The 21,571-nt window shown below is 66.8% G+C and carries 17 protein-coding genes; 5 read left to right on the forward strand and 12 right to left on the reverse strand.

The features are described from left to right. Positions 1-5: 5 nt before the first annotated feature. Positions 6-959, forward strand: coding sequence for a homoserine kinase (locus CXK94_RS02480; RefSeq protein WP_102893154.1), 954 nt, complete (start codon positions 6-8; stop codon positions 957-959). 248 nt (positions 960-1,207) lie between these two features. After that, positions 1,208-2,581 (forward strand): nucleotide 5'-monophosphate nucleosidase PpnN, encoded by a 1,374-nt coding sequence (gene ppnN / locus CXK94_RS02485; protein WP_037041671.1) that lies wholly within the window; start codon positions 1,208-1,210, stop codon positions 2,579-2,581. A 143-nt stretch (positions 2,582-2,724) separates the two neighbouring features. Here ppnN and CXK94_RS02490 read toward each other — a convergent pair whose 3' ends face one another. The 6 genes from CXK94_RS02490 to CXK94_RS02515 form a co-directional block, all read right to left on the reverse strand. Continuing rightward, the gene (locus CXK94_RS02490) at positions 2,725-3,597 is read right to left on the reverse strand and encodes a DMT family transporter (RefSeq protein ID WP_037041673.1); all 873 of its coding nucleotides are present in this window, start codon (positions 3,595-3,597) and stop codon (positions 2,725-2,727) included. Between the two features lie 350 nt (positions 3,598-3,947). After that, positions 3,948-4,655 (reverse strand): NrdJb, encoded by a 708-nt coding sequence (locus CXK94_RS02495; protein WP_037041675.1) that lies wholly within the window; start codon positions 4,653-4,655, stop codon positions 3,948-3,950. A 63-nt stretch (positions 4,656-4,718) separates the two neighbouring features. After that, positions 4,719-6,869, reverse strand: coding sequence for an adenosylcobalamin-dependent ribonucleoside-diphosphate reductase (locus CXK94_RS02500; RefSeq protein ID WP_102893338.1), 2,151 nt, complete (start codon positions 6,867-6,869; stop codon positions 4,719-4,721). A gap of 180 nt (positions 6,870-7,049) precedes the next feature. Then, on the reverse strand, positions 7,050-7,205 hold the full coding sequence (gene rpmG / locus CXK94_RS02505; RefSeq protein ID WP_003284185.1) for a 50S ribosomal protein L33: 156 nt from the start codon (positions 7,203-7,205) through the stop codon (positions 7,050-7,052). A gap of 11 nt (positions 7,206-7,216) precedes the next feature. Next, on the reverse strand, positions 7,217-7,453 hold the full coding sequence (rpmB, locus tag CXK94_RS02510; protein ID WP_003242523.1) for a 50S ribosomal protein L28: 237 nt from the start codon (positions 7,451-7,453) through the stop codon (positions 7,217-7,219). A 296-nt stretch (positions 7,454-7,749) separates the two neighbouring features. After that, a complete protein-coding gene (locus CXK94_RS02515; protein ID WP_102893155.1) occupies positions 7,750-9,375 on the reverse strand; it encodes a long-chain-fatty-acid--CoA ligase in 1,626 nt (541 codons plus the stop codon). Positions 9,376-9,571: 196 nt separating this feature from the next. Between CXK94_RS02515 and CXK94_RS02520 the strand changes: the two genes are divergently transcribed. Then, positions 9,572-10,354: an IclR family transcriptional regulator gene (locus CXK94_RS02520; protein ID WP_102893156.1), complete on the forward strand. Its 783-nt coding sequence runs from the start codon at positions 9,572-9,574 to the stop codon at positions 10,352-10,354. 193 nt (positions 10,355-10,547) lie between these two features. Here the strand turns inward: CXK94_RS02520 and CXK94_RS02525 are convergent, their stop codons facing one another. Then, positions 10,548-11,126 carry a TetR/AcrR family transcriptional regulator gene (locus CXK94_RS02525; RefSeq protein WP_037041679.1) on the reverse strand — a complete coding sequence of 193 codons (579 nt, stop codon included), beginning with the start codon at positions 11,124-11,126 and terminating at the stop codon, positions 10,548-10,550. A 100-nt stretch (positions 11,127-11,226) separates the two neighbouring features. On the opposite strand from CXK94_RS02525, the gene CXK94_RS02530 reads away from it, so the two are divergent. Continuing rightward, positions 11,227-12,120: a serine aminopeptidase domain-containing protein gene (locus CXK94_RS02530; protein ID WP_102893157.1), complete on the forward strand. Its 894-nt coding sequence runs from the start codon at positions 11,227-11,229 to the stop codon at positions 12,118-12,120. A gap of 130 nt (positions 12,121-12,250) precedes the next feature. After that, positions 12,251-13,606, forward strand: coding sequence for a spinster family MFS transporter (locus tag CXK94_RS02535; protein ID WP_102893158.1), 1,356 nt, complete (start codon positions 12,251-12,253; stop codon positions 13,604-13,606). A 206-nt stretch (positions 13,607-13,812) separates the two neighbouring features. Here the strand turns inward: CXK94_RS02535 and CXK94_RS02540 are convergent, their stop codons facing one another. The 5 genes from CXK94_RS02540 to gabD form a co-directional block, all read right to left on the reverse strand. Then, the gene (locus CXK94_RS02540; protein ID WP_037041681.1) at positions 13,813-14,955 is read right to left on the reverse strand and encodes an acyl-CoA dehydrogenase family protein; all 1,143 of its coding nucleotides are present in this window, start codon (positions 14,953-14,955) and stop codon (positions 13,813-13,815) included. A gap of 12 nt (positions 14,956-14,967) precedes the next feature. Further along, entirely contained in the window at positions 14,968-16,164 is a 1,197-nt protein-coding gene (locus CXK94_RS02545; RefSeq protein ID WP_037041683.1) for an acyl-CoA dehydrogenase family protein, read from the reverse strand. Positions 16,165-16,207: 43 nt separating this feature from the next. Then, a complete protein-coding gene (locus CXK94_RS02550; protein WP_037041685.1) occupies positions 16,208-18,313 on the reverse strand; it encodes a 3-hydroxyacyl-CoA dehydrogenase NAD-binding domain-containing protein in 2,106 nt (701 codons plus the stop codon). 249 nt (positions 18,314-18,562) lie between these two features. Beyond that, positions 18,563-19,774, reverse strand: coding sequence for an HDOD domain-containing protein (locus CXK94_RS02555; protein ID WP_037041687.1), 1,212 nt, complete (start codon positions 19,772-19,774; stop codon positions 18,563-18,565). Between the two features lie 157 nt (positions 19,775-19,931). After that, positions 19,932-21,380, reverse strand: a complete 1,449-nt coding sequence (gabD, locus tag CXK94_RS02560; protein ID WP_102893159.1) for an NADP-dependent succinate-semialdehyde dehydrogenase — start codon at positions 21,378-21,380, stop codon at positions 19,932-19,934. Positions 21,381-21,571: the final 191 nt, after the last annotated feature.

Here is a 21,571-nt window from a genome sequence, read left to right on the forward strand (position 1 = left end):
CTGCCATGTCGGTATTCACGCCCCTGCAACGCGACGAGCTGGAAGCCTTCCTGGCGCCCTACGGCCTAGGGCGGCTGCGCGATTTCCAGGGTATCGCCGCGGGCAGCGAAAACAGCAACTTCTTCGTCAGCCTGGAGCAGGGCGAATACGTACTGACGCTGATCGAGCGTGGGCTGACGCAGGACCTGCCGTTCTTCATCGAGCTGCTCGACGTGCTGCAGCGCGCCGGACTGCCGGTGCCCTACGCGCTGCGCACCAGGCAGGGCGAGGCGTTGCGCGAGCTGGCGGAAAAGCCGGCACTGCTGCAGCCGCGGTTACCCGGCCGGCATGTGGCCGAACCCAACGCGCACCACTGCGCGGAGGTCGGCCGGCTGCTGGCCCGGCTGCACCTGGCGACCCGCGAACACATCCTCGAGCGCGCCAGCGACCGCGGCCTGGACTGGATGCAGGAACAGGGCCCGAGCCTGGCGCTGGGCCTGCACGAGGATCAGTTGCCGCTGCTGCGCGACGGCCTGGCGGAGATCGCCGAGCTGCGCCCGAAACTGCTCGCCCTGCCGCGCGCCAACCTGCACGCCGACCTGTTCCGCGACAACGTGCTGTTCGAAGGCAGCCACCTGACCGGCGTGATCGACTTCTACAACGCCTGCTCCGGGCCGATGCTCTACGACCTGGCCATCGCCGTGAACGACTGGTGTTCGCACCCCAACGGCGAGATCGACGGCGAGCGCAGCGAGCCGCTGCTGGCCGCCTACTCCGCCCTGCGCCGCTTCACCCCGGCCGAAGCCGAGCTATGGCAACCGATGTTGCGGGTCGCCTGCGTACGCTTCTGGCTGTCGCGCCTGATCGCCGCGCAGCACTTCGCCGGCCAGCCCGACGTCCAGGTGAAGAACCCCGACGAATTTCGCCGCCTGCTCGCCGCACGCCAGCAGCCTGCGAGTGTCTTACCCTTTGCGTTCTGACGCCGCGGCCTGAGCCGCAGTGGCTTGGGCCGGGCCGAACGCGATCGCGCGACGGCATGTCGAGAATCCATGCCCGCAACGCGGAACATGGCGGGTAAGATGACGCCCCCTGCCGCCTTCAGCCCCTCCCGCCGAGACCATCACGCGCGATATGCCAGGCCGTGAACGCGGCAGCCCATGGATGACCATGGGCGCTCACCATCCCGATGCAACCGGCCTTCGGAGGCATCGCCCTCAGGGAACGAAGAATGACCCAACGCCAAGTAATCAACGCCTCGGTAAGCCCCAAGGGCAGCCTGGAAACCCTCTCGCAACGTGAAGTCCAGCAGCTCAGCGAAGTCGGCGCGGGCAGTACCCACAAGCTGTTCCGCCAGTGCGCCCTGGCCATCCTCAACACCGGCACCCGTATCGACAACGCCAAGACCATCCTCGAGGCCTACGAGGATTTCGAGGTGCGCATCCTGCAGCAGGACCGCGGCGTGCGCCTGGAACTGTTCAATGCCCCGGCCGACGCCTTCGTCGACGGCGAGATGATCGCCAGCACGCGGGAGATGCTGTTCAGCGCGCTGCGCGACATCGTCTATACCGAAAGCGAACTGGACAGTGCCCGCATCGACCTGAGCAGCTCGCAGGGCATCACCGACTACGTCTTCCACCTGCTGCGCAACGCCCGCACCCTGCGCCCCGGCGTGGAGCCGAACATGGTGGTGTGCTGGGGTGGGCACTCGATCAGCACCGAGGAATACAAGTACAGCAAGCGCGTCGGCCACGAACTCGGCCTGCGCAGCCTGGACGTCTGCACCGGCTGCGGCCCCGGCGTGATGAAGGGGCCGATGAAGGGCGCCACCATCGGCCACGCCAAGCAGCGCCTGGTCGGCAGCCGCTACCTAGGCCTGACCGAACCGGGCATCATCGCCGCCGAGGCGCCCAATCCGATCGTCAACGAACTGGTGATCCTGCCGGACATCGAGAAGCGCCTGGAGGCCTTCGTGCGTGTCGGCCACGGCATCATCGTCTTCCCCGGCGGGGTCGGCACCGCCGAGGAATTCCTCTACCTGCTCGGCATCCTGCTGCATCCGGCCAACCGCGAGCTGCCCTTCCCGGTCATCCTCACCGGCCCGCAGGATGCCGAACCCTATCTGCGGCAGATCCACGCCTTCGTCGGCGCGACCCTGGGCGAGGCCGCACAGCAGCGTTACCAGATCATCATCGACGACCCCAGCGAAGTCGCCCGGCAGATGGCCGAAGGGCTGCGAACGGTCAGGCGCTTCCGCCGCGAACGCAACGACGCCTTCCACTTCAACTGGCTGCTGAAGATCGAGGAAGGCTTCCAGCGGCCGTTCGACCCCACCCACGAGAACATGGCCAACCTGCAGCTCAGGCGCGATCTGCCGCCCCACGAGCTGGCCGCCAACCTGCGCCGCGCGTTCTCCGGTATCGTCGCCGGCAACGTCAAGGACAAGGGCATCCGCCGCATCGAACAGTACGGGCGCTACGAGATCCACGGCGACGCGGCGGTCATGCGGCCGCTGGACGAACTGCTGCAGGCCTTCGTCGTGCAGCACCGCATGAAGCTGCCCGGCGGAGTGCCCTACGCGCCGTGCTACCGCGTGGTGAGCTGACGCCTGCCGGCCAGCACCGTTGGATGCGCCGGTGAAAACTCGCGCAGCGCTTTTCCACCGCAGCCGAGCGGCAGCCACGCCGTGGCCAGCGCGGTCCGGAGGTGGGCCTGGCTTGCCCACCACCGTGCCGGCCGGCCCTGTCCTCAGGTCGCTCGCGAGGCCGGCGCCGCCTTGAACACCAGTCCCAGGCCCAGCAGGATCGCCCCCATGCCCAGCAGGCCGAGAGACGTCAGGCGGTTGCCGAGGAACAGGTAATCCATCCCCACGGTAACCACCGGCACCAGATAGAACAGGCTGGTGACGTTGACCAGATTGCCCGCCCGGATCATCCGGTACAGCAGCAGCTGCGCGGCCACCGAAATGATCAGCCCCAACCAGAGCACCGGCACGATGAAGCCGGCAACGGCCTCGAGGCGAAACGGCTGGAACGGTACGAACACCAGGCACAGCAGCAGGCTAACCGCGTACTGTATCGGCAGGATCTCCACCGGACTCTGACGGATGCGCTGCTGCAGGATCGCCCCCAGCGTCATGCACAGCAGCGCGCCCAGGGCGAACAGCATGCCGCCGAGCGAGAAGCGCGCCAGCACCAGGCTCTGGAACACCACGGCGGCCAGCCCGCCCAGCGCCACCAGCAGCCCGATCAGGCGCAGCGGCGAAAAGCGCCGCTCCAGCAGCAGCAAGGTCAGGATCGGCTGGACGCCCAGCAACGTCGCCATCACCCCCGGGGTAACGCCGCAGGCCATGGCCTGGAAATAGCAGATCGAATAGCAGCCGATCATCAGCAGGCCGCTGGCGACCGCCGGGCCGGCGGTGCCGGAGGCGGGCCGCCAGCGCCCCCGGTATGCCCCGATGAGCAGCACCGCCATCAGCGCCAGGGCGAAGCGCACGATCAGCAGGGCGAACGGCGAGCCGTGGTCGAGCCCCCAGCGGGTGAATATGGCCGCACTGCCCCAGAGCAGCACGAAAAGCGTCATGACGCCATAGGACGTCCAAAGCGATTTGTTGAAGGTCATCGATAATCACCTGTCGAAGCGAAACAGGCCCCAGCGCGTGTCGGAAACGATCACGCAGCGACCCCGAACGGGCCGGAAAAGCAGAGCTGGAGCTGCGAAGCGGGCGAATCAGCCCAGTGCGACCGCCTGTGGAGGTGGCGGCGCGATTGCCAAGGCGGCAACGACAGATGCGAGAGGTGCGATTGCACACAGGTGCGCCTGGCCGTGAGCGGCGGGCTTCACCCGGGAAAGGCAGTGTGCGATCGCAAGCATGGAATCCATGACCTGAGGGTTGTCTGGACGACGATGTGTTGGAATCTAGCAGAGACCGGCCCGCTCGGTAAAGCGGGCCGTCGATCAAGGCGAGCCGCTCAGCCGCACTTGGAATGGCCGCAGTTGAGGCAGGTGGCGCAGCCGTCCATCTGCACCACCGCCTGGGTATTGCACTTGTTGCACAACTGCGCGCCGGCGGGGAAACCCTCGCCCGGCTCGACCGCCACGGCGCCCTGGCTGGCCTCGTAGGCGGCGCGCTTCTCGGCCAGGTATTTGAGCTGGGTTTCGTCCAGCGCCTGGCCTTCGAGCATGCCGATGGCGATCAGATGGCGCTCCAGCACCGCGCCGATCTCGGCGACGATCGACGGCATGTAGACGCCGCCCTTCTTCAGGTAGCCGCCGCGCGGGTCGAACACCGCCTTCAGTTCCTCCACCAGGAAGGTGCAGTCGCCGCCCTTGCGGAACACCGCGGACATGATGCGGGTCAGCGCGACGATCCACTGGAAGTGGTCCATGTTCTTCGAATTGATGAAGATCTCGAACGGCCGGCGCTGCTCGTGCGGCGTGCCGGCATTGAGCACGATGTCGTTGACGGTGACGTAGAGCGCGTGCTCGAACAGCGGCGACTTGATCTTGTAGGTCATGCCGATCAGGGTTTCCGGGCGCTGCAGGCTCTCGTCCATCTCCACCACCTGGACGGTCTTGCCCGCCTTGGCGTCGGTGTTGGCCGCTGCCGCCGCGGGACGCTCGAGGGTCTCGTCGACGACCTTGAAGCCCTTGATGCGCTGGGTGATCTTTACGGTCATTGTGCAATCTCTCCTGCCGGGCGGCGTTCGCGGCCCGGCGTCCAAAATGGTTGGCAGGCCGGCTCAGTACTTGCCGTAGTAGCCTTCTTTCAGGGCGTCGAACAGGTTGGCGGCGGTGTTCACCTCGCCATCGTATTCCACTTCCTGATTACCCTTGAGCTCGACCACGCTGCCGTCCTCGAGGGTGAAGCGGTAGAGGGTCTTCTCCAGGTCGGCTTCCTTGACCAGCACGCCCTGGAAGGCCGCCGGGTTGAAGCGGAAGGTGGTGCAGCCCTTGAGGCCCTGGCGCCAGGCGTAGCGGTAGATGTCCTTGAACGCCTCGAACGGGTAGTCGGTCGGCACGTTGGCGGTCTTGGAGATCGACGAGTCGACCCACTTCTGCGCGGCGGCCTGGATGTCCACGTGCTGGGTCGGGCTGACGTCGTCGGCGGTGATGAAGTAGTCCGGCAGCTTCTCGCCCGGCGCGTCGGAGCCCGGCTTGGCACGCTCGTTGATCAGCGTGCGGTAGGCCAGCAGTTCGTAGCTGAATACCTCGATCTTCTCCTTGGCCTTGCGCCCGGGGCGGATCAGGTTGCGCGAGTAGTGGTGGGCGAAGCTCGGCTCGATGCCATTGGAAGCGTTGTTGGCCAGGCTCAGGCTGATGGTGCCGGTGGGTGCGATGGAGCTGTGGTGGGTGAAGCGCGCGCCCTGCTCGGCCAGCGCCTCGATCAGGTCCGGCGCGTACTCGGCGATCTTCTGCATGTAGCGCGAGTACTTGGCGTGCAGCACCCGGCCGGCGATGCGGTCACCGACCTGGTAGCCATCCTTGGCCATTTCCGGACGCTTGCGCAGCATCTCGGCGGTGACCTCGAAGTCCTCGCTCAGCAGCGGCGCCGCGCCCTTCTCCTTCGACAGCTCCAGCGCCTGTTCCCAACCGACCAGCGCCATCTCGCGGGCGACTTCCTCGGTGAACACGCAGGCCTCCGGGCTGCCATAACGCAGCTTGAGCAGCGCCAGGGTCGAGCCGAGGCCGAGGAAGCCCATGCCGTGGCGGCGCTTGCTCTCGATCTCGTGGCGCTGCTGCTCCAGCGGCAGGCCGTTGATCTCGACGACGTTATCCAGCATGCGGGTGAAGATGCGCACCACCTCGCGGTACTTCTCCCAGTCGAAGCGCGCCTCGGCGCCGAACGGGTCGACCACGAAATGAGTCAGGTTGACCGAGCCCAGCAGGCAGGAGCCATAGGGCGGCAGCGGCTGCTCGCCGCAGGGATTGGTCGCGCGGATCGCCTCGCACCACCAGTTGTTGTTCAACTGATTGACCCGGTCGATGAGGATGAAGCCCGGCTCGGCGTAGTCGTAGGTGGAGACCATGATCATGTCCCACAGGTGCCGCGCCTTGACCCTGCCGTAGATCTTGCAGGCGACCAGGCCGTCCTCGCGCACGATGTAGTCGTCGTGCACCGGCCATTCGCGCCAGAGCACGCGTTCGGCGTCGTTCAGGTCCAGCTCGGCGGCTTCCTTGGCGTGCACCGGGAAGATCAGCGGCCATTCGCCGTCGGCCTCCACCGCCTGCATGAATTCGTCGGTGATCAGCAGGCTGAGGTTGAACTGGCGCAGCCGGCCGTCCTCGCGCTTGGCGCGGATGAACTCGCGCACGTCCGGATGGCCGACCTCGAAGGTGCCCATCTGCGCGCCGCGGCGGCCGCCGGCGGAGCTGACGGTGAAGCACATCTTGTCGAAGATGTCCATGAACGACAGCGGGCCGCTGGTGTGCGCGCCGGCCCCCGAGACGAAGGAGCCGCGCGGGCGCAGGGTGCTGAACTCGTAGCCGATGCCGCAGCCGGCCTTGAGCGTCAGGCCGGCCTCGTGGACCTTGCCGAGGATATCGTCCATCGAGTCGGTGATGGTGCCGGAGACGGTGCAGTTGATGGTCGAGGTGGCCGGCTTGTAGTCCTGTGCACCGGCGTTGGAGATGATCCGCCCGGCCGGGATGGCGCCGTTGCGCAGCGCCCAGAGAAAGCGCTCGTACCAGTGCTCGCGCTGCTTGGCCGGCTCGACGTCGGCCAGCGCACGGGCGACGCGCTGCCAGGTGTCGTCGACGCTGTCGTCGATCGGCGTGCCGTCCTTGCTGGTCAGGCGGTATTTCTGCGCCCAGATGTCCTCGGAAGCCGCCTGCAGGGCGATGCTGGAAGTGCTCTTGCTGTCTGCCGCGATGGGCCCGTCCGTCTTCGCCATGCGCTGCGCATCCTCGTGCCGGAAGTGGAAAAAGAGAAAGTGCGAACGATAGCGAATTTCCGCCGGGAGCACATGACTCTTGTCAAATTAGCCGGAGCGCTGACGAGCGGCGCGCCCTGCCGACCGCCAGAAACGAAAAAACCCGCCGGGTGGCGGGTTCTTCCATCAAGGGCCGATCAATTACTTGATCTTGGCTTCCTTGTAGATCACGTGCTTGCGTACGACCGGATCGAATTTCTTGATTTCGATCTTGTCGGGGGTGGTGCGCTTGTTCTTGTCGGTGGTGTAGAAGTGGCCGGTACCGGCGCTGGACACCAAACGGATCAGGTCACGCATGATTGCTCTCCTTAAACCTTTTCGCCGCGGGCGCGCAGCTCGGCCAGAACGACGTCGATGCCACGCTTATCGATGACGCGCATGCCCTTGGCGGAAACGCGCAGACGCACGAAGCGCTTCTCGGACTCGACCCAGAAGCGATGATGCTGCAGGTTCGGCAGGAAACGACGACGGGTTTTGTTGTTCGCGTGGGAAATGTTGTTCCCGGTTACCGGACCCTTACCGGTAACTTGACAGACTCTCGACATGCCTCAGCCCTCTAAACCACATGCCCAACCCGGCATGGGTTGGCCGCTTGAATTCACTTGTCAGTTCGGCGCTCAGCGCCACGTTTCATGGGGGTCTTACCGGCCACGCTGGGAACGAAGATACCGGGCCCCTAGAAAAGAGCGCTGCTTTATATCAGAAAGCCCCCCGAGCAACAAGCGCGGAATCATTTTTCCGCCCGGCTGCCGCGGCTTCGCGAGGCACCGTGCGGCGCCGGCAGGGCTGCCGCCCGGCAGCGCCATTCGTCGCCCCGGCACTTATATATAAGAGGCACCGATCAACCTGCGGCGGCGCGTGCCTCGTCACGCAGCTGGCGGCGCAGCAGCTTGCCCACCGCGGTCTTCGGCAGCTCGTCGCGGATCTCGACGAAACCCGGCACCTTGTAGCCGGTCAGGAACTGCCGGCAATGCCGCAGCAGCGCCTCGCCGTCGACGCTGGCCTCCTTGAGGCTGACATAGACCTTCACCGCCTCGCCCTTGCGCGCGTCCGGCACGCCGACGGCCACGCATTCGCGCACGGCCGGATGCTGCATCAGCACGTCCTCGATCTCGTTGGGAAAGACGTTGAAGCCGGACACCAGGATCATGTCCTTCTTGCGGTCGACGATCTTCAGCAGCCGGTCCTCGTCGATCGTGCAGATATCGCCGGTCTTCAGCCAGCCGTCCGCGGTCAGCGCCTGGGCGGTTTCCTCGGGGCGCTGCCAGTAGCCCTGCATGACCTGCGGCCCGCGCACCCACAGCTCGCCGGGCTCACCGGGCGGCGCCTCGCTGCCGTCGTCGCGCACCGCGCGGATCTCGGTATCGACCAGCGGCTGGCCGACGCAGCCCGGCTTGTGCGGCGTCACCGGCGTCGCGGTCGAAACCACCGGCGAGGTCTCGGTCAGCCCGAAGCCTTCGCGGATCAGCGTGCCGGTACGCTCGAACCAGCGCTGCTCGATGGCGCTGTTGAGCGGCGCGCCACCGGAGTTGGCGTACTTCACCCGGGAAAAATCGATGCTGTCGAACTCCGGATGGCTCATCAACCCGACGAACAGGGTGTTGATGCCGTTCATCAGGGTGAACGGATGGTGCTTCATCGCCGCCACCAGTTCGTCGAGGTTGCGCGCATCGCGGACGAACACGGTGTGGATGCCGAGACCCACCGAGATCAGCATGTTGGTGGCGAACGCCATGATGTGATACAGCGGCAACGGCGCGATGCGGATGTCCTTGCCCGGCTCGATCAGACCGGGGCGCAGAAACAGCTCCTTGCACTGCAGCACGTTGGCCAGCAGGTTGCGGTGGCTGATCATCGCCCCCTTCGAAACGCCGGTGGTGCCGCCGGTGTACTGCAGCAGCGCCAGCCGTTCGAGGCCGGCGACGCTGTCCAGCGGCGGGCACTGCTCGCCCAGCCGCAGCGCCTGCATGAAACCCACGGCACCGGGCTCGTCGATCTCGTGGCGAGGGCGCTCGAAATCGTCGGCACGGGCGACGATCAGTTGCTTGATGGCCGTCTCGCCGCGCAGGCTGCGGATCAGCGGCAGCAGCGGCTCGACCACCAGCAGCGCCCTGGCGCCGGAATCCCTGAACTGGTGCAACGCCTCGCCGCGGGTGTACTGCGGATTGGTGTTGACCAGCACCAGCCCCGCCTTGAGCGCCGCGTAGGTGGCGACGGGATACTGCAGGCAGTTGCCCAGCTGGATCGCCAGCCGCTCGCCCGGTTGCAGCCCCACGTGATGCCGCAGGAAACGGGCGAAGGCGTCGACATGCCGCTCGAACTCGGCGCAGGTGAGGGTGGTATCCCCACAGGTGAAGGCCTTCCAGTGCGGATGGGCGTGCACGGCCTTGGCCAGCAGGTCGTGCACGTTGTGCAGGGGCTCGGCGGCAAGCTGAGCGGCGACATAACCCTCGGCGGGCAGGGACATCCGACACCTCCATAGCGAATTATTGTTTTACTGTGCGAAATATGATGTCGTTTTCGATACTATGCGATAAGGTTTTCCGCTGCAATCATGGCCACATGGCCGCTTTGCCAACCAGGGCTGCGCACGGTGGCACTGCCGACCACCGGGGCGATCTGCTATCGTTCGCCCCCGCTGCCACCACAGACAGACCGCCCCCATGACCGACGTCGAAGACAACGAGAACCCCAAGGACCGCAAATTCGTCGAGGCCCTGTCGCGTGGCCTGGATGTGCTGCGGGCCTTCACCCACGGCTCGGTGGTCATGGGCAACCAGGACATCGCGCGCATCACCGGGCTGCCCAAGCCGACGGTGTCGCGCATGACCTACACGCTGACCAAGCTCGGTTACCTCAGCTATTCGCAACAGCTGGAGAAGTACCAGCTGGACTCCGGCGTGCTGGCGCTGGGCTACGCCTACGTCTCCAACCTGCGCGTGCGCCAGCTGGCCAAGCCGTACATGGACGACTTCGCCCGGCGCACCAACACCACCGTCGGCCTGACCTGCCGCGACCGGCTGTCGATGATCTATGTCGAGAACTGCCGCCCGGCGGAAGTCACCACCCTGCGCATGGACGCCGGCGTGCGCCTGCCGCTGGCCACCACCGCCGCCGGCCGCGCCTTCCTCGCCGCCACCCCGGAAAAGGAGCGCGAGCACCTGATGGCCGCGCTGGCGAGCAAATACGGCGATGGCTGGGGGGCGGTGAAAAGCTCGCTGCAGGCCTCGTTCGAGGAATTCGCGCAGCACGGCTTCTGCCTCTCGCTGGGCGACTGGGACCGCAACGTCATGGCCGCCGGCGTGCCGCTGCACCTGGCCGACGGCAGCATCATGGTGCTGACCTGCGGCGCGCCGTCCTTCCAGCTCACCGAAGAAACCCTCAAGACCTCGCTGGCGCACCAGTTGGAAATGCTCGCCCGCGATATCGAAAGCCTGGGCGTCTAGGTCCCCGGAGCCGTCGCCGTGGGCGCACCCTACGCAAGAACGCATACCTTCCCGTGGCGTTCAGCTATTTCACCGTGAAACGCATTGCCGCAAAGGCCTCGTGGGGCCGTGCCCGCGATGCTTTTTCGTGGCCAGGTTCGCGAGCATGGCTCGCTCCTACAGGCCCCTTCCGCTTCCAGCGCGAGCACTTACGCTAGGCGCGCACGCTGTCCCAAGCGATCTCGGCCAGCAGCTCGCGGTAGTCGGCCAGCGGCGCCTTGCTGCGTCCGGCCAGCCAGTTGCGCGCCATGTCCTGCACCGGACCGATCACCACCGAGACGAAGCACTCCCCCGGGATCGCCTTGAACGCACCCGCCTCGCGATGCCGGCGCAGGATCGCGGCGATGCGACCGCCGTGCTCGCGGTTGAAGTCGCGCAGCCGCTCGCCCATCTCGCCCGCCTCGACGCGCCCGCGGTTGTGCAGGATGAAGCGCGCCCATTCGGGATTGGCCACCACCCAGTCGACGTAGCAGGTGACGAACAGCTTCACGCAGGCCTCGGCGTCCAGCGACTCGAACAGGCCAGCCTCCAGCAGCGCGGCGTACTCGCCGATGCCCTCCAGATAGAGCGCACCGATGATCCGCTCGCGGTTGCCGAAGTGATGGTAGAGGCTGCCAATGCTCGCCCCGGAGCGATCGCGGATCATCTCGATGGTGGTGGCATCCACGCCGGACTCGCTGAAACAGGCGAGCGCGGCCTGGAGGATTTGCTGCTTGCGGGTACTACGGGCCATCCGGCCTCCCATGCATAACTAGAATATTTTTCTAGAATTATCTTCTGTCATTCGTATACTGCACCGATCAGGGCCATCTCAGAAGCGGAGAACAACAAAAATGGCGACGATACAGCCTGAAATGCGTGCGATCGACAACGGCAACGGCCATCTGCTGGCCAGCCACTGGTATCGACCGGCCGGTGCCCTGCGCGGCGTCGTGCTGATCGCCCCAGCCATCGGCGTCAAGCAGCGTTTCTACAGTGATTTCGCCGCCTGGCTCGCCACGTGCGGCTTCCTCGCGGTGACCTTCGATTACGTCGGCATCGGCCAGTCGCGCCGCACCTCGCTGCGCCGGTTGGACGTCGACATCTTCGACTGGGCCCGCCATGACTGCAGCGCCATGCTCGCGCAGGCCGCCCATGCGGCCGAAGACACGCCGCTGTACTGGCTCGGCCACAGCCTGGGCGCCCAGGTACTGCCGCTGGTCTCAGGCCACGAGCGGCTGACGCGCATCATCACCATCGCTGCCGGCAGCGGCTACTGGCGCGAGAACAGCCCGCAGATCCGCCGCCAGGCCTGGCTGCTCTGGCACGGCCTGGCGCCGGCGCTGACCGCCCTGGCCGGCTATTTTCCCGGCGCGCGCATCGGCGCGGTCGGCGACCTGCCGGCCGGCGTGATCCGCCAGTGGCGCCGCTGGTGCCTGCATCCGGACTACCTGGTCGGCGCCGAGGGCGAGCCGGTACGGCGCGCCTTCGCCGCGGTGACGACGCCGCTGCTGTCGCTCTCCTTCACCGACGACGAGATGATGTCGGCGCGCAACACCGAGTCGCTGCACGGCTTCTACACGTCGGCACCGAAGACCATGCGGCGCCTGGCCCCCGCGGAAATCGGCGCCACGCGCATCGGCCACTTCGGTTTCTTCCGCCAGGCCTTCCAACCGAGCCTGTGGGAAGCGCACCTGCTGCCCGAGCTGCACGAGCGCCGCGCCGAAGCGACAGCGGCTTGTAATTAATTCCGCACAGCGGAACATAACCATCATATTTCGAAACATATGCGGTAGTTATTCCGCTTGCCGATTCGGGCGATCTCCGAAAAAGTGAGGCTGGGCTGGTTGCAGCCCCTCGCCAAACGGAGCCTCGTCCATGAACAACAATAACGGCTACCCTTCGAGCACCCGCGCCTGGCTGACAGTCGCCATCCTCATGCTCGCTTACGTCCTGTCCTTCGTCGACCGGCAGATCCTCAACCTGCTGGTCGCCCCGATACGCCGTGACCTCGACATCACCGACACCCACATGAGCCTGCTGATGGGCTTCTCCTTCGCCGTGTTCTACACCGTCTGCGGCGTGCCGATCGGCCGCCTGGCCGACCGCAAGAGCCGACGCGGCATCATCGCCATCGGCGTGCTGGTGTGGAGCCTGATGACGGCGCTGTGCGGCACGGCGAAAACCTTCTGGCACTTCCTCACCTTCCGCATCGGCGTCGGTGTCGGCGAAGCGGCGCTGTCGCCCTCGGCCTATTCGCTGATCGCCGACAGCTTCCCGCCCAAGCTGCGCGGCACGGCGATGAGCGTCTACTCGATGGGCATCTACATCGGCTCGGGGCTGGCCTTCCTGCTCGGCGGGCTGGTGGTCAAGTTCGCCTCGGCGCAGGGCGACGTGCTGCTGCCGGTGATCGGCGAAGTGCGTCCCTGGCAGCTGATCTTCCTCATCCTCGGCGCGGCCGGCGTGGTATTCACCGCGGTGCTGCTGCTGATCAAGGAGCCGCGGCGCCAGGGCGTCGGCGCTGGCATCGAGGTACCGCTTGCCGAGGTGGCGGCCTATATCAGGCAGAACCGCAAGACCGTGCTCTGCCACAACTTCGGCTTCGCCTGCCTGGCCTTCGCCGCCTATGGCAGCTCGGCGTGGATTCCGACCTTCTTCATCCGCACCTACGGCTGGTCGGCCAGCGAGGTCGGCGTGCTCTACGGCTCGGTGGTGGCGATCGCCGGTTCGCTGGGCATCATCGCCGGCGGGCGCCTGTGCGACCTGCTGCACCGGCGCGGCTACCGCGATGCGCCGCTGCGGGTCGCCATCGTCTCGGCGGCGCTGACCCTGCCGCTGAACCTGGTCTACCTGGTCGGCGACGGCCAATTGGCCCTGGCGCTGATCGCCCTGCACGTGTTCACCATCGCCATGCCGTTCGGCGTCGGCCCGGCGGCGATCCAGGAGATCATGCCCAACTCCATGCGCGGCCAGGCCTCGGCGGTGTACCTGTTCGTCATCACCCTGGTCGGTCTCGGCGTCGGCCCGACCGCCGTGGCGCTGGGCACCGACTTCGTCTTCGGCGACGACATGGCGCTGCGCTACTCGCTGCTGGTGGTAACCGGCATCGCCCTGGTCGGTGCGATCATCCTGCTCGGCATGGGCCTCAAGCACTACCGCGGCAGCCTGGATAGACTGCAGCAATGGAAGCCGCAAGGCGCCACGACCGCCGAGGCGCAGGCCAAGCCGGTCTGATCACCGCTGCCGCCGCAGCCATGTAGGGTGGAAAGCTGCGAAGCATTTTCCACCGACGGCGCGGCATCGAATGCCGGGGTGAAAAACGGTGGATAAGCTTCGCGTTATCCACCCTACGCCCGGCTCGAGCACGTCGCCGGCATCCCCCCCCAGTCATTGAAAAACCCGCTCCTGGGAGCGGGTTTTTCGTCAAGCCGATCGGCCGCTCAGGCCACCTGCATCAGCTTCGCGTAGGCCTGCAGATGATGGTCGTCGTCGCCGAACTGGTGGGCGATCATCACCAGCCGCTTGGCGTGGTGGGCGAGGTTGTATTCCCAGGTCATGCCGATGCCGCCGTGCAGCTGGATCGCTTCCTCGGCCACCTTGCGCGCCGCGCGGGCGCAGATGTACTTGGCGGCCGCAATGATACGGCTGCGCTCGTCGTTGTCTTCGCCATCGGCAAAGGTCGCGGCGAGGATCGCCATGCTGGTGGCCTGCTCCAGCTCGGTCTGCATGTCCACCATGCGGTGCTGCAGGACCTGGAACTTGCCGATCGGCACGCCGAACTGCTTGCGCGTCTTCAGGTAGTCGAGGGTCAGCTTGCAGGCTTCGTCCATGCTGCCCAGCGCATCGGCGCACTGCGCGGCGATGGCGCGGCCCTGCTGGTAGCGCAGCGCCGGTAAGGCACTGCCGAGCCCGCCAAGCAGCGCCTCGGCACCCACCTGCACGTCGTCGAGGAACAGCTCGCAGCCCTTGCGCCCGTCGATGGTCGGGTAGACGCGACGGCTTACGCCTTCGGCGTCCGGGTCGACGAGAAACAGGCTGATGCCCGTTTCGTCGCGGCTGTCGCCGGAAGTGCGCGCGGAAACGATGATCTGCCCGGCACTGTGCCCGCCGATGACCACGGCCTTGCGTCCGGAGAGCCGATAGCCGCCGTCGACCGCTTCGGCGCGAGTCTGTACATCGTTCAGGTTGTAGTGGCTCTGCGGTTCGTCGAACGCGACCGCCAGCTGCAGCGAACCGGCGGCGACCTGGGGCAGCAGGTCCTGCTTCTGCGCATCGGAGCCGAGCTGGTTGATCAGGCCACCCGCAAGGATCACCGATTGCAGATACGGCTCCAGCGTCAGGCCGCGACCCAGTTCGGTCATCACCAGCATGGTTTCCACGCCGCTACCACCAAAGCCGCCGATGTCCTCGGAGAACGGCACCGCGGTCAGGCCCAGTTCGCCCAGCTGCGACCAGAATTCGGCGGAAAAGCCCAGCTCGGACTCGCTGAACTTCTCGCGCTGTTCGAACGGATAGGCGTCGCGCACCAGGCGCGCCGCGGTGTCTTGCAGCATCTGCTGCTCTTCGGTCAGTTTGAAGTCCATGGCGTTGCCCCCTTACAGCTCGAGAATCATCTTCGAGACGATGTTCTTCTGGATTTCGTTGGAGCCGCCGAAGATCGACAGCTTGCGCATGTTGAAGTAGTCGCCGGCCAGCGCCGCGCTGTAGTCGCCGTGCAGCGGCTCGCCGTCGTAGTCCAGCTGCAGCTCCTCCTCGAGGAACGGCAGCGCGTAGGGGCCGATGACCTTGCGCAGCAGGTGGGTGATGGCCTGACGGATCTCGGTGCCCTTGATCTTGAGGATCGACGACTCGGCGCCAGGTACGCCGCCCTCCTTCGCTGCGGCAAGGATGCGCAGGGTGCTCATCTCGATGGCCATCAGCTGCATCTCGACTTCCGCGACCTGGGCGCGGAACAACGGGTCTTCGAGCATGGGCTTGCCGTCGCAGACCTCCTTCATGGCGATGCGCTTGAGATGCGCCAGCGCCGCCTTGGAGGCGCCGATGCCGGCCAGGCCGGTGCGCTCGTGGGTCAGCAGATACTTGGCGCAGGTCCAGCCCTGGTTTTCCTCGCCGACGAGGTTTTCCACCGGTACGCGGACGTTGTCGAAGAAGACTTCGTTGACCTCGTGGTCGCCGTCCAGGGTGATGATCGGCCGCACACTGATGCCCGGCGTGCTCATGTCGATCAACAGGAAGCTGATGCCGCGCTGCTGCTGGGCCTCGGGGTCGGTGCGCACCAGACAGAAGATCATGTTGGCGTGCTGGCCGAGGGTGGTCCAGGTCTTCTGGCCGTTGACCACGTAGTGGTCGCCGTCACGCACGGCGCGGGTCTTGAGGCTGGCCAGGTCGGAGCCGGCGCCCGGCTCGGAATAGCCCTGGCACCACCAGTCCTCACCGGAAAGAATCCGCGGCAGGTAGTGGTCGATCTGCTGCTGGGTGCCGAACTTGATGATCACCGGGGCGACCATGTTGACCCCGAAAGGCACGGTGCGCGGTGCACCGAAGGCGGCGCACTCCTCGTCGAAGATGTGCTTCTCCACCGGGCCCCAGGTGGTGCCGCCCAGCTCCACCGGCCAGCCCGGCGCATACCAGCCGCGCTTGACCAGGATCTGCTGCCAGCGCTGGTGGTCTTCCTTGGACATGTGCTTGCCGAGCTTGACCTTGGCGGCGATGTCCGCCGGCAGCTCGCTTTTCAGGAAGGCGCGCACTTCATCGCGGAAGGCGAGCTCTTCGGCCGTGTAGTTGACGTTCATGGGAAGGTCCTCATGGTGCGTTCGGAATACAGGTCGGCGGCGTTCATCGGCCGGCCTGCCATTCGGTGAAGGTGCGGCCTTCGGCGGCCAGTTTTTCCAGCAGCGGCGCCGGCTTCCACCAGTCGCCGCAACGCGCGTGCAGTTCTTTTACCCGCGCCAGCACCTTGTCCAGGCCGACGCTGTCGGCGTAGTACATCGGCCCGCCGCGGAAGGCCGGGAAGCCGTAGCCGTTGAGGTAGATGACGTCGATGTCGCTGGAGCGCTGGGCGATGCCTTCCTCGAGAATCTTGGCGCCTTCGTTGACCAGCGCGAAGATGCAGCGCTCGACGATGTACCGCTCGTCCAGCGTCTGCCGCTCGATGCCCTTTTCCCGCGACGCGGCTTCCAGCATAGGCGCGAGTTCGGGGTTCTCCTGCGGGGTGCGGTTGCCGGGCTCGTAGCGGTAGTAGCCGGCGCCGGTCTTCTGCCCGAGCATGCCGGCGGCGCAGAGCTTGTCCGAGACGGTGGGGAAATCTAAGTGCGCCGGCAGCGTCGCGCGCTGGCGCTTGCGGATCGCCTGGCCGATGTCGAGACCGGACAGATCGCGCATGGCGAACGGTCCCATGGCCATGCCGAAATTGCGCAGGGCAGCGTCGACCTGTTGTGGCGTGGCGCCTTCCTCCAGCAGGAACTCCGCCTCGCGGCCGTACTGGAAGACCATGCGGTTGCCGACGAAGCCGTCGCACACGCCGACCACCACCGCGACCTTCTTCAGCCGCTTGCCGATGGCCATGGCGCTGGCCAGCACCGCATGGCTGGTCTTCTCGCCACGCACCACTTCCAGCAGGCGCATGACGTTGGCCGGGCTGAAGAAGTGCAGGCCGACCACGTCCTGCGGGCGCCGGGTGAAGCCAGCGATAGCGTTCAGGTCCAGCGACGAGGTGTTGGAGGCGAGGATCGCGCCGGGCTTGCACACCGCGTCCAGTTGCTCGAAGACCTGCTGCTTGACGGCCATGTCCTCGAATACCGCTTCGACCACTACATCGACATCCGCCAGCGCGGCGTACTCGGTAACGCCTTCGACCAACTTGAGGCGTTCTTCCATCGCCTCGGGGGTCAGGCTGCCGCGCTTGACGCTGGCCGCGTAGGTATCACGGGCGCGCTGCAGGCCGCGCTGCAGCGCCTCTTCATCGATTTCCAGCAGTTTCACCGGCACCCCGGCATTGGCGAAGCACAGGGCGATGCCGACGCCCATGGTGCCGCCGCCGATCACCGCGGCGGTATCGATCGCGCGCGGCTGCACGTCGGCCGGCAGGTCGGCGATCCGGCTCGCCTGGCGTTCGGCGAAGAAGGCGTGCACCAGCGCCGCGCGCTGCGGCGAGTTCAGGCATTCGAGGAACAGCTCGCGTTCGCGCGCGAGGCCCTCGGCGAGCGGCAGTCGGGTCGCGGCTTCCACCGCGGCGATGCAGCGCAGCGGCGAGAACAGCCCGGGCATGCGCTTGGCCACTTCGGCATGCTTGGCGGCGACCAGCCCGGCATTGTCGGCGCCTTCCAGGCCGACGGTCTGCTCGCCAGTGCGGCGCGGCACGCGGCCTTCCTCGAGCATGAGCCGGGCATAGGCCAGGCCGGCCTCGGCGACGTCGCCCTCGAACAGCTCGTCGACGATGCGATGCGCCACCGCCTCGGCCGCGCCGATGGGCTGGCCGCTGACGATCATCTCCAGCGCCTTGGCCACCCCGGCCAGGCGCGGCAACCGCTGGGTGCCGCCGGCACCGGGCAGCAGGCCGAGCTTCACTTCCGGCAGGCCGGCCTGGGCGTCCTTGCGGGCGATGCGGTAATGGCAGCCGAGCGCGACTTCGAGGCCGCCCCCCAGCGCGGTGCCGTGGATCACCGCGACGCTGGGCTTGCCGCAGGCCTCGATGGCGTCGATCACGTCCGGCAGCGCCGGTGCCTGCGGCGGCTTGCCGAACTCCTTGATGTCGGCGCCGGCGATGAAGGTGTTGCCTGCACAGGCCAGCACCACCGCGCGCACCGCGGCATCCGCCTCGGCAGCCCGGAAGGCCTGCAGCAGCCCCTGGCGCACCGCCTTCCCGAGGGCATTGACCGGGGGGTTGTCGACCGTGATCAAGGCGATCTCGCCCCGTTTTTCCAGCCGTACGACTTCCGTCATGTAGGCCTCCGCTGTGTGAATGGATTGGAATTGTTATTTCACGGAATCATGTTTCGCACAGCAGAATAACCAAGTCATTTCTGACTGTCGAGAGACGACGGGCACTCGCCGGACGCATGCCGGGTACTACAGCTTAGGAGATCGATCGGCAGGCAGGACGGGGTTTAGCTGACCGCAAGCGCTCGGCGGACGATGGCGGACCGGCCGTTATAAGCCGGCGGAATGGTCGCCAAGAAGGCCGGCGGCAGCTCAGTGGCCAGCGGTTCTGCCCAGCGGGGCGCGGCTCAGCAGGTCGGGATCGAGGCGCAGCAGGCGCACCGTGCGTTCTCCCACCAGGCTGGCCGGCACGGCCTCGGTCGGCAGCTCGGCCAGCAGACGGGTCAGGTTGAGCACCAGCGCTTCGCGGCTGAATGCCCCCGCACCGAGCGTGTAGTAGGCACTGATCACCTGGCGCAGCCCCAGCGGCAGGCGCCATTGCGTGCGCAACGCCGAACCGTAACCGGCAGCGCGCTCGCGCAGGGCGCGCTGCAAGGCAGCCTCGGGCAGCTCGCCGCCCCCGTCGAGCCAGTCCTGCAGGCTGCGCAGCAGGGCCAGTTCGCCGATATTCTGCAGCAGCCCGGCGGTGTAGCAGAGCTCGGCGTCCAGTTTCAGCTGGCGGGCCAGCCAACGGGCCAGGTTCGCCGTCTGCAGCGCCTGCTCGCCGAGCCGCCCGGCCAGCTCGGCCAGCCGCGGCTCGGCCAGCCGGGCGTTGTGCTGCAGGGCCAGCTCCGCCACCAGATTGAGGCTGCGCTTGCTGCCGAGGCACTGGCGCGCCTGGCCCAGGGTCAGGCACGGTGTATTCCGGTGCGCCCCGCTGCCATTGGCGACGCTGATCAGCCGCGCGGTCACCTGCGGGTCGCGCGCAAGCAGCTCGTCCAGTTCGTCGAGATCCTGGTCGCCGGCTTGCAGGCGCAGCGCCGCGGCGTGCACCGTCTCCAGCAGCGGCGCGCCACGATTGTTCTGCCGCATGCGTTCGAGAAAACTGTCCAGTGTATCGGCCGGTTCGCGCAGGGCCCGGCTCGCCCGCCCGGCCGAGCGCGGCAGCAACTTGTCCAGCCGCCGGCGCAGATCGTCCAGGTCACAGGGCTTGCCGAGGTAGGCTGCCGGCGCCAGCGGCAGTGCCGCGCGCACGCTGGGGGCGTCGGTACGTTCGCTGATGAGGATGCACGGCAGGCGTTGCGTCGGCGGGTGGCGGCGCAGCTCGCGCAGCAGCTCGACACCACCGAGGCCGTCCAGCTCGCCATCGGCGATCAGCAGGCTCGGCACCTGTCTCTTGCAGGCGGTCAACGCCGCCTGGCCATCGTTCACCGGCAACACGCGCGCGCCCGGGCGCAACTCGCGAACCAGCTGGCAAAGCTGATCGGCGCGCCAGGGCTCGTTGTAGGCGACGAGGACAAAGGAAACGTGGGACGCGATGCTCACAACGCTGCTCGATGAAGGGCCACTGCCCAGCCTAGCAAGCGCTCGGGCAGCTGCAATGGTACATCCGATGAGCGTGCGCCGCCGCAAGGGGCCGCGATTTTACCGCGTTAATAGCAAAGAGCCAGCCACGCGATCGGGCTGGCTGGCGCACGACTCCTCAGATCCCCATGCACAGGTACTTGATTTCCAGATAGTCCTCGATGCCGTATTTGGAGCCTTCGCGGCCGAGGCCGGAGGACTTCACCCCGCCGAACGGCGCCACTTCGGTGGAGATCAGCCCGGTATTGATGCCGACCATGCCGTACTCCAGCGCCTCGGCGACGCGGAACACGCGGCCCAGGTCGCGCGCATAGAAGTAGGAAGCCAGGCCGAACTCGGTGTCGTTGGCCTTGGCGATCGCCTCGGCCTCGTCCTTGAAGCGGAACAGCGGCGCCAGCGGGCCGAAGGTTTCTTCCTTGGCCACCTTGGCGCTGTCCGGCACGTCGACCAGCACGCTCGGCTCGAAATAGCTGCCGCCCCGCGTGTGCGCCTGGCCACCGGCCACCAGCCGCGCGCCCTGGGCGACGGCATCCTCGATGTGCTCGCGGACCTTGGCCACGGCGCGCTCGTCGATCAGCGGGCCGATGTCGGTGCCCTCCTCCAGGCCGTTGCCGACCCGCAGCCGGGCCACCGCCGCCTGGAACTTCTCGGCGAAGGCGTCGTACACGCCATCCTGCACGTAGATGCGGTTGACGCAGACGCAGGTCTGCCCGGCATTGCGGTACTTCGACTGCATGGCGCCCTTCACCGCCTCATCGAGGTCGGCGTCGTCGAAGACGATGAACGGCGCGTTGCCGCCCAGCTCCAGCGAGACCTTCTTGATCCCCGGCGCGCACTGTTCCATCAGCTTGGCGCCCACTTCGGTGGAGCCGGTGAAGGAAATCTTGCGCACCTTGGGGTTGGCGGTCAGCTCGTTGCCGATGTCGCCGGCCGAGCCGGTGATCACGCTGAGCACGCCCTTGGGAATGCCGGCGCGTTCGGCCAGCTCGGCCATCGCCAGCGCCGAGAACGGTGTCTGCGAAGCCGGCTTGATCACCATGGTGCAACCGGCCGCCAGCGCCGGGCCGGCCTTGCGGGTGATCATCGCCGCCGGGAAGTTCCACGGGGTGATCGCCGCGGTGACGCCGATCGGCTGCTTGATGACGAGGATGCGCTTGTCCGGCTGGTGGCCGGGGATGGTGTCGCCGTAGATGCGCTTGGCTTCCTCGGCGAACCACTCGATGAAGGAGGCGGCATAGGCGATCTCGCCCTTGGCTTCGGCCAGCGGCTTGCCCTGCTCCAGCGTCATCAGCCGGCCGAGGTCGTCCTGGTTCTCCATCAGCAGCTCGAACCAGCGGCGCAGCATCTGCGAGCGCTCCTTGGCGGTCAGCCCGCGCCAGGCCGGCAACGCGCGCTCGGCGGCATCGATGGCACGGCGGGTTTCGGCGGCACCCATCTTCGGCACCGTACCGAGAATCTCGCCGGTGGCCGGGTTGTTCACGCTGATGGTCTGGCCACTGTCGGCATCCAGCCAGGCGCCATCGACATAGGCCTGCTGGCGGAACAGGGAAGGGTCTTTGAGTTGCATGGCAGTCTCCTCGGGCATCGTAGCGGCAGGCCCGCTGCGGAAAGTTTGGCGAACGCGACGAGCATCTGAACCGTCCTTCGCCGCCCGGTTCCTGCCGTCGCATTGCACTGCGAACGACCATGCTAGGACCGCAGCCGGCCGGCCGGCAAGCTCATGACGCTCGGCGTTGTCGTGCCATTGACCAGCCTGAT

The sequence above is a fragment of the Stutzerimonas stutzeri genome (genome assembly GCF_002890915.1).
Classification (GTDB): domain Bacteria; phylum Pseudomonadota; class Gammaproteobacteria; order Pseudomonadales; family Pseudomonadaceae; genus Stutzerimonas; species Stutzerimonas stutzeri_AF.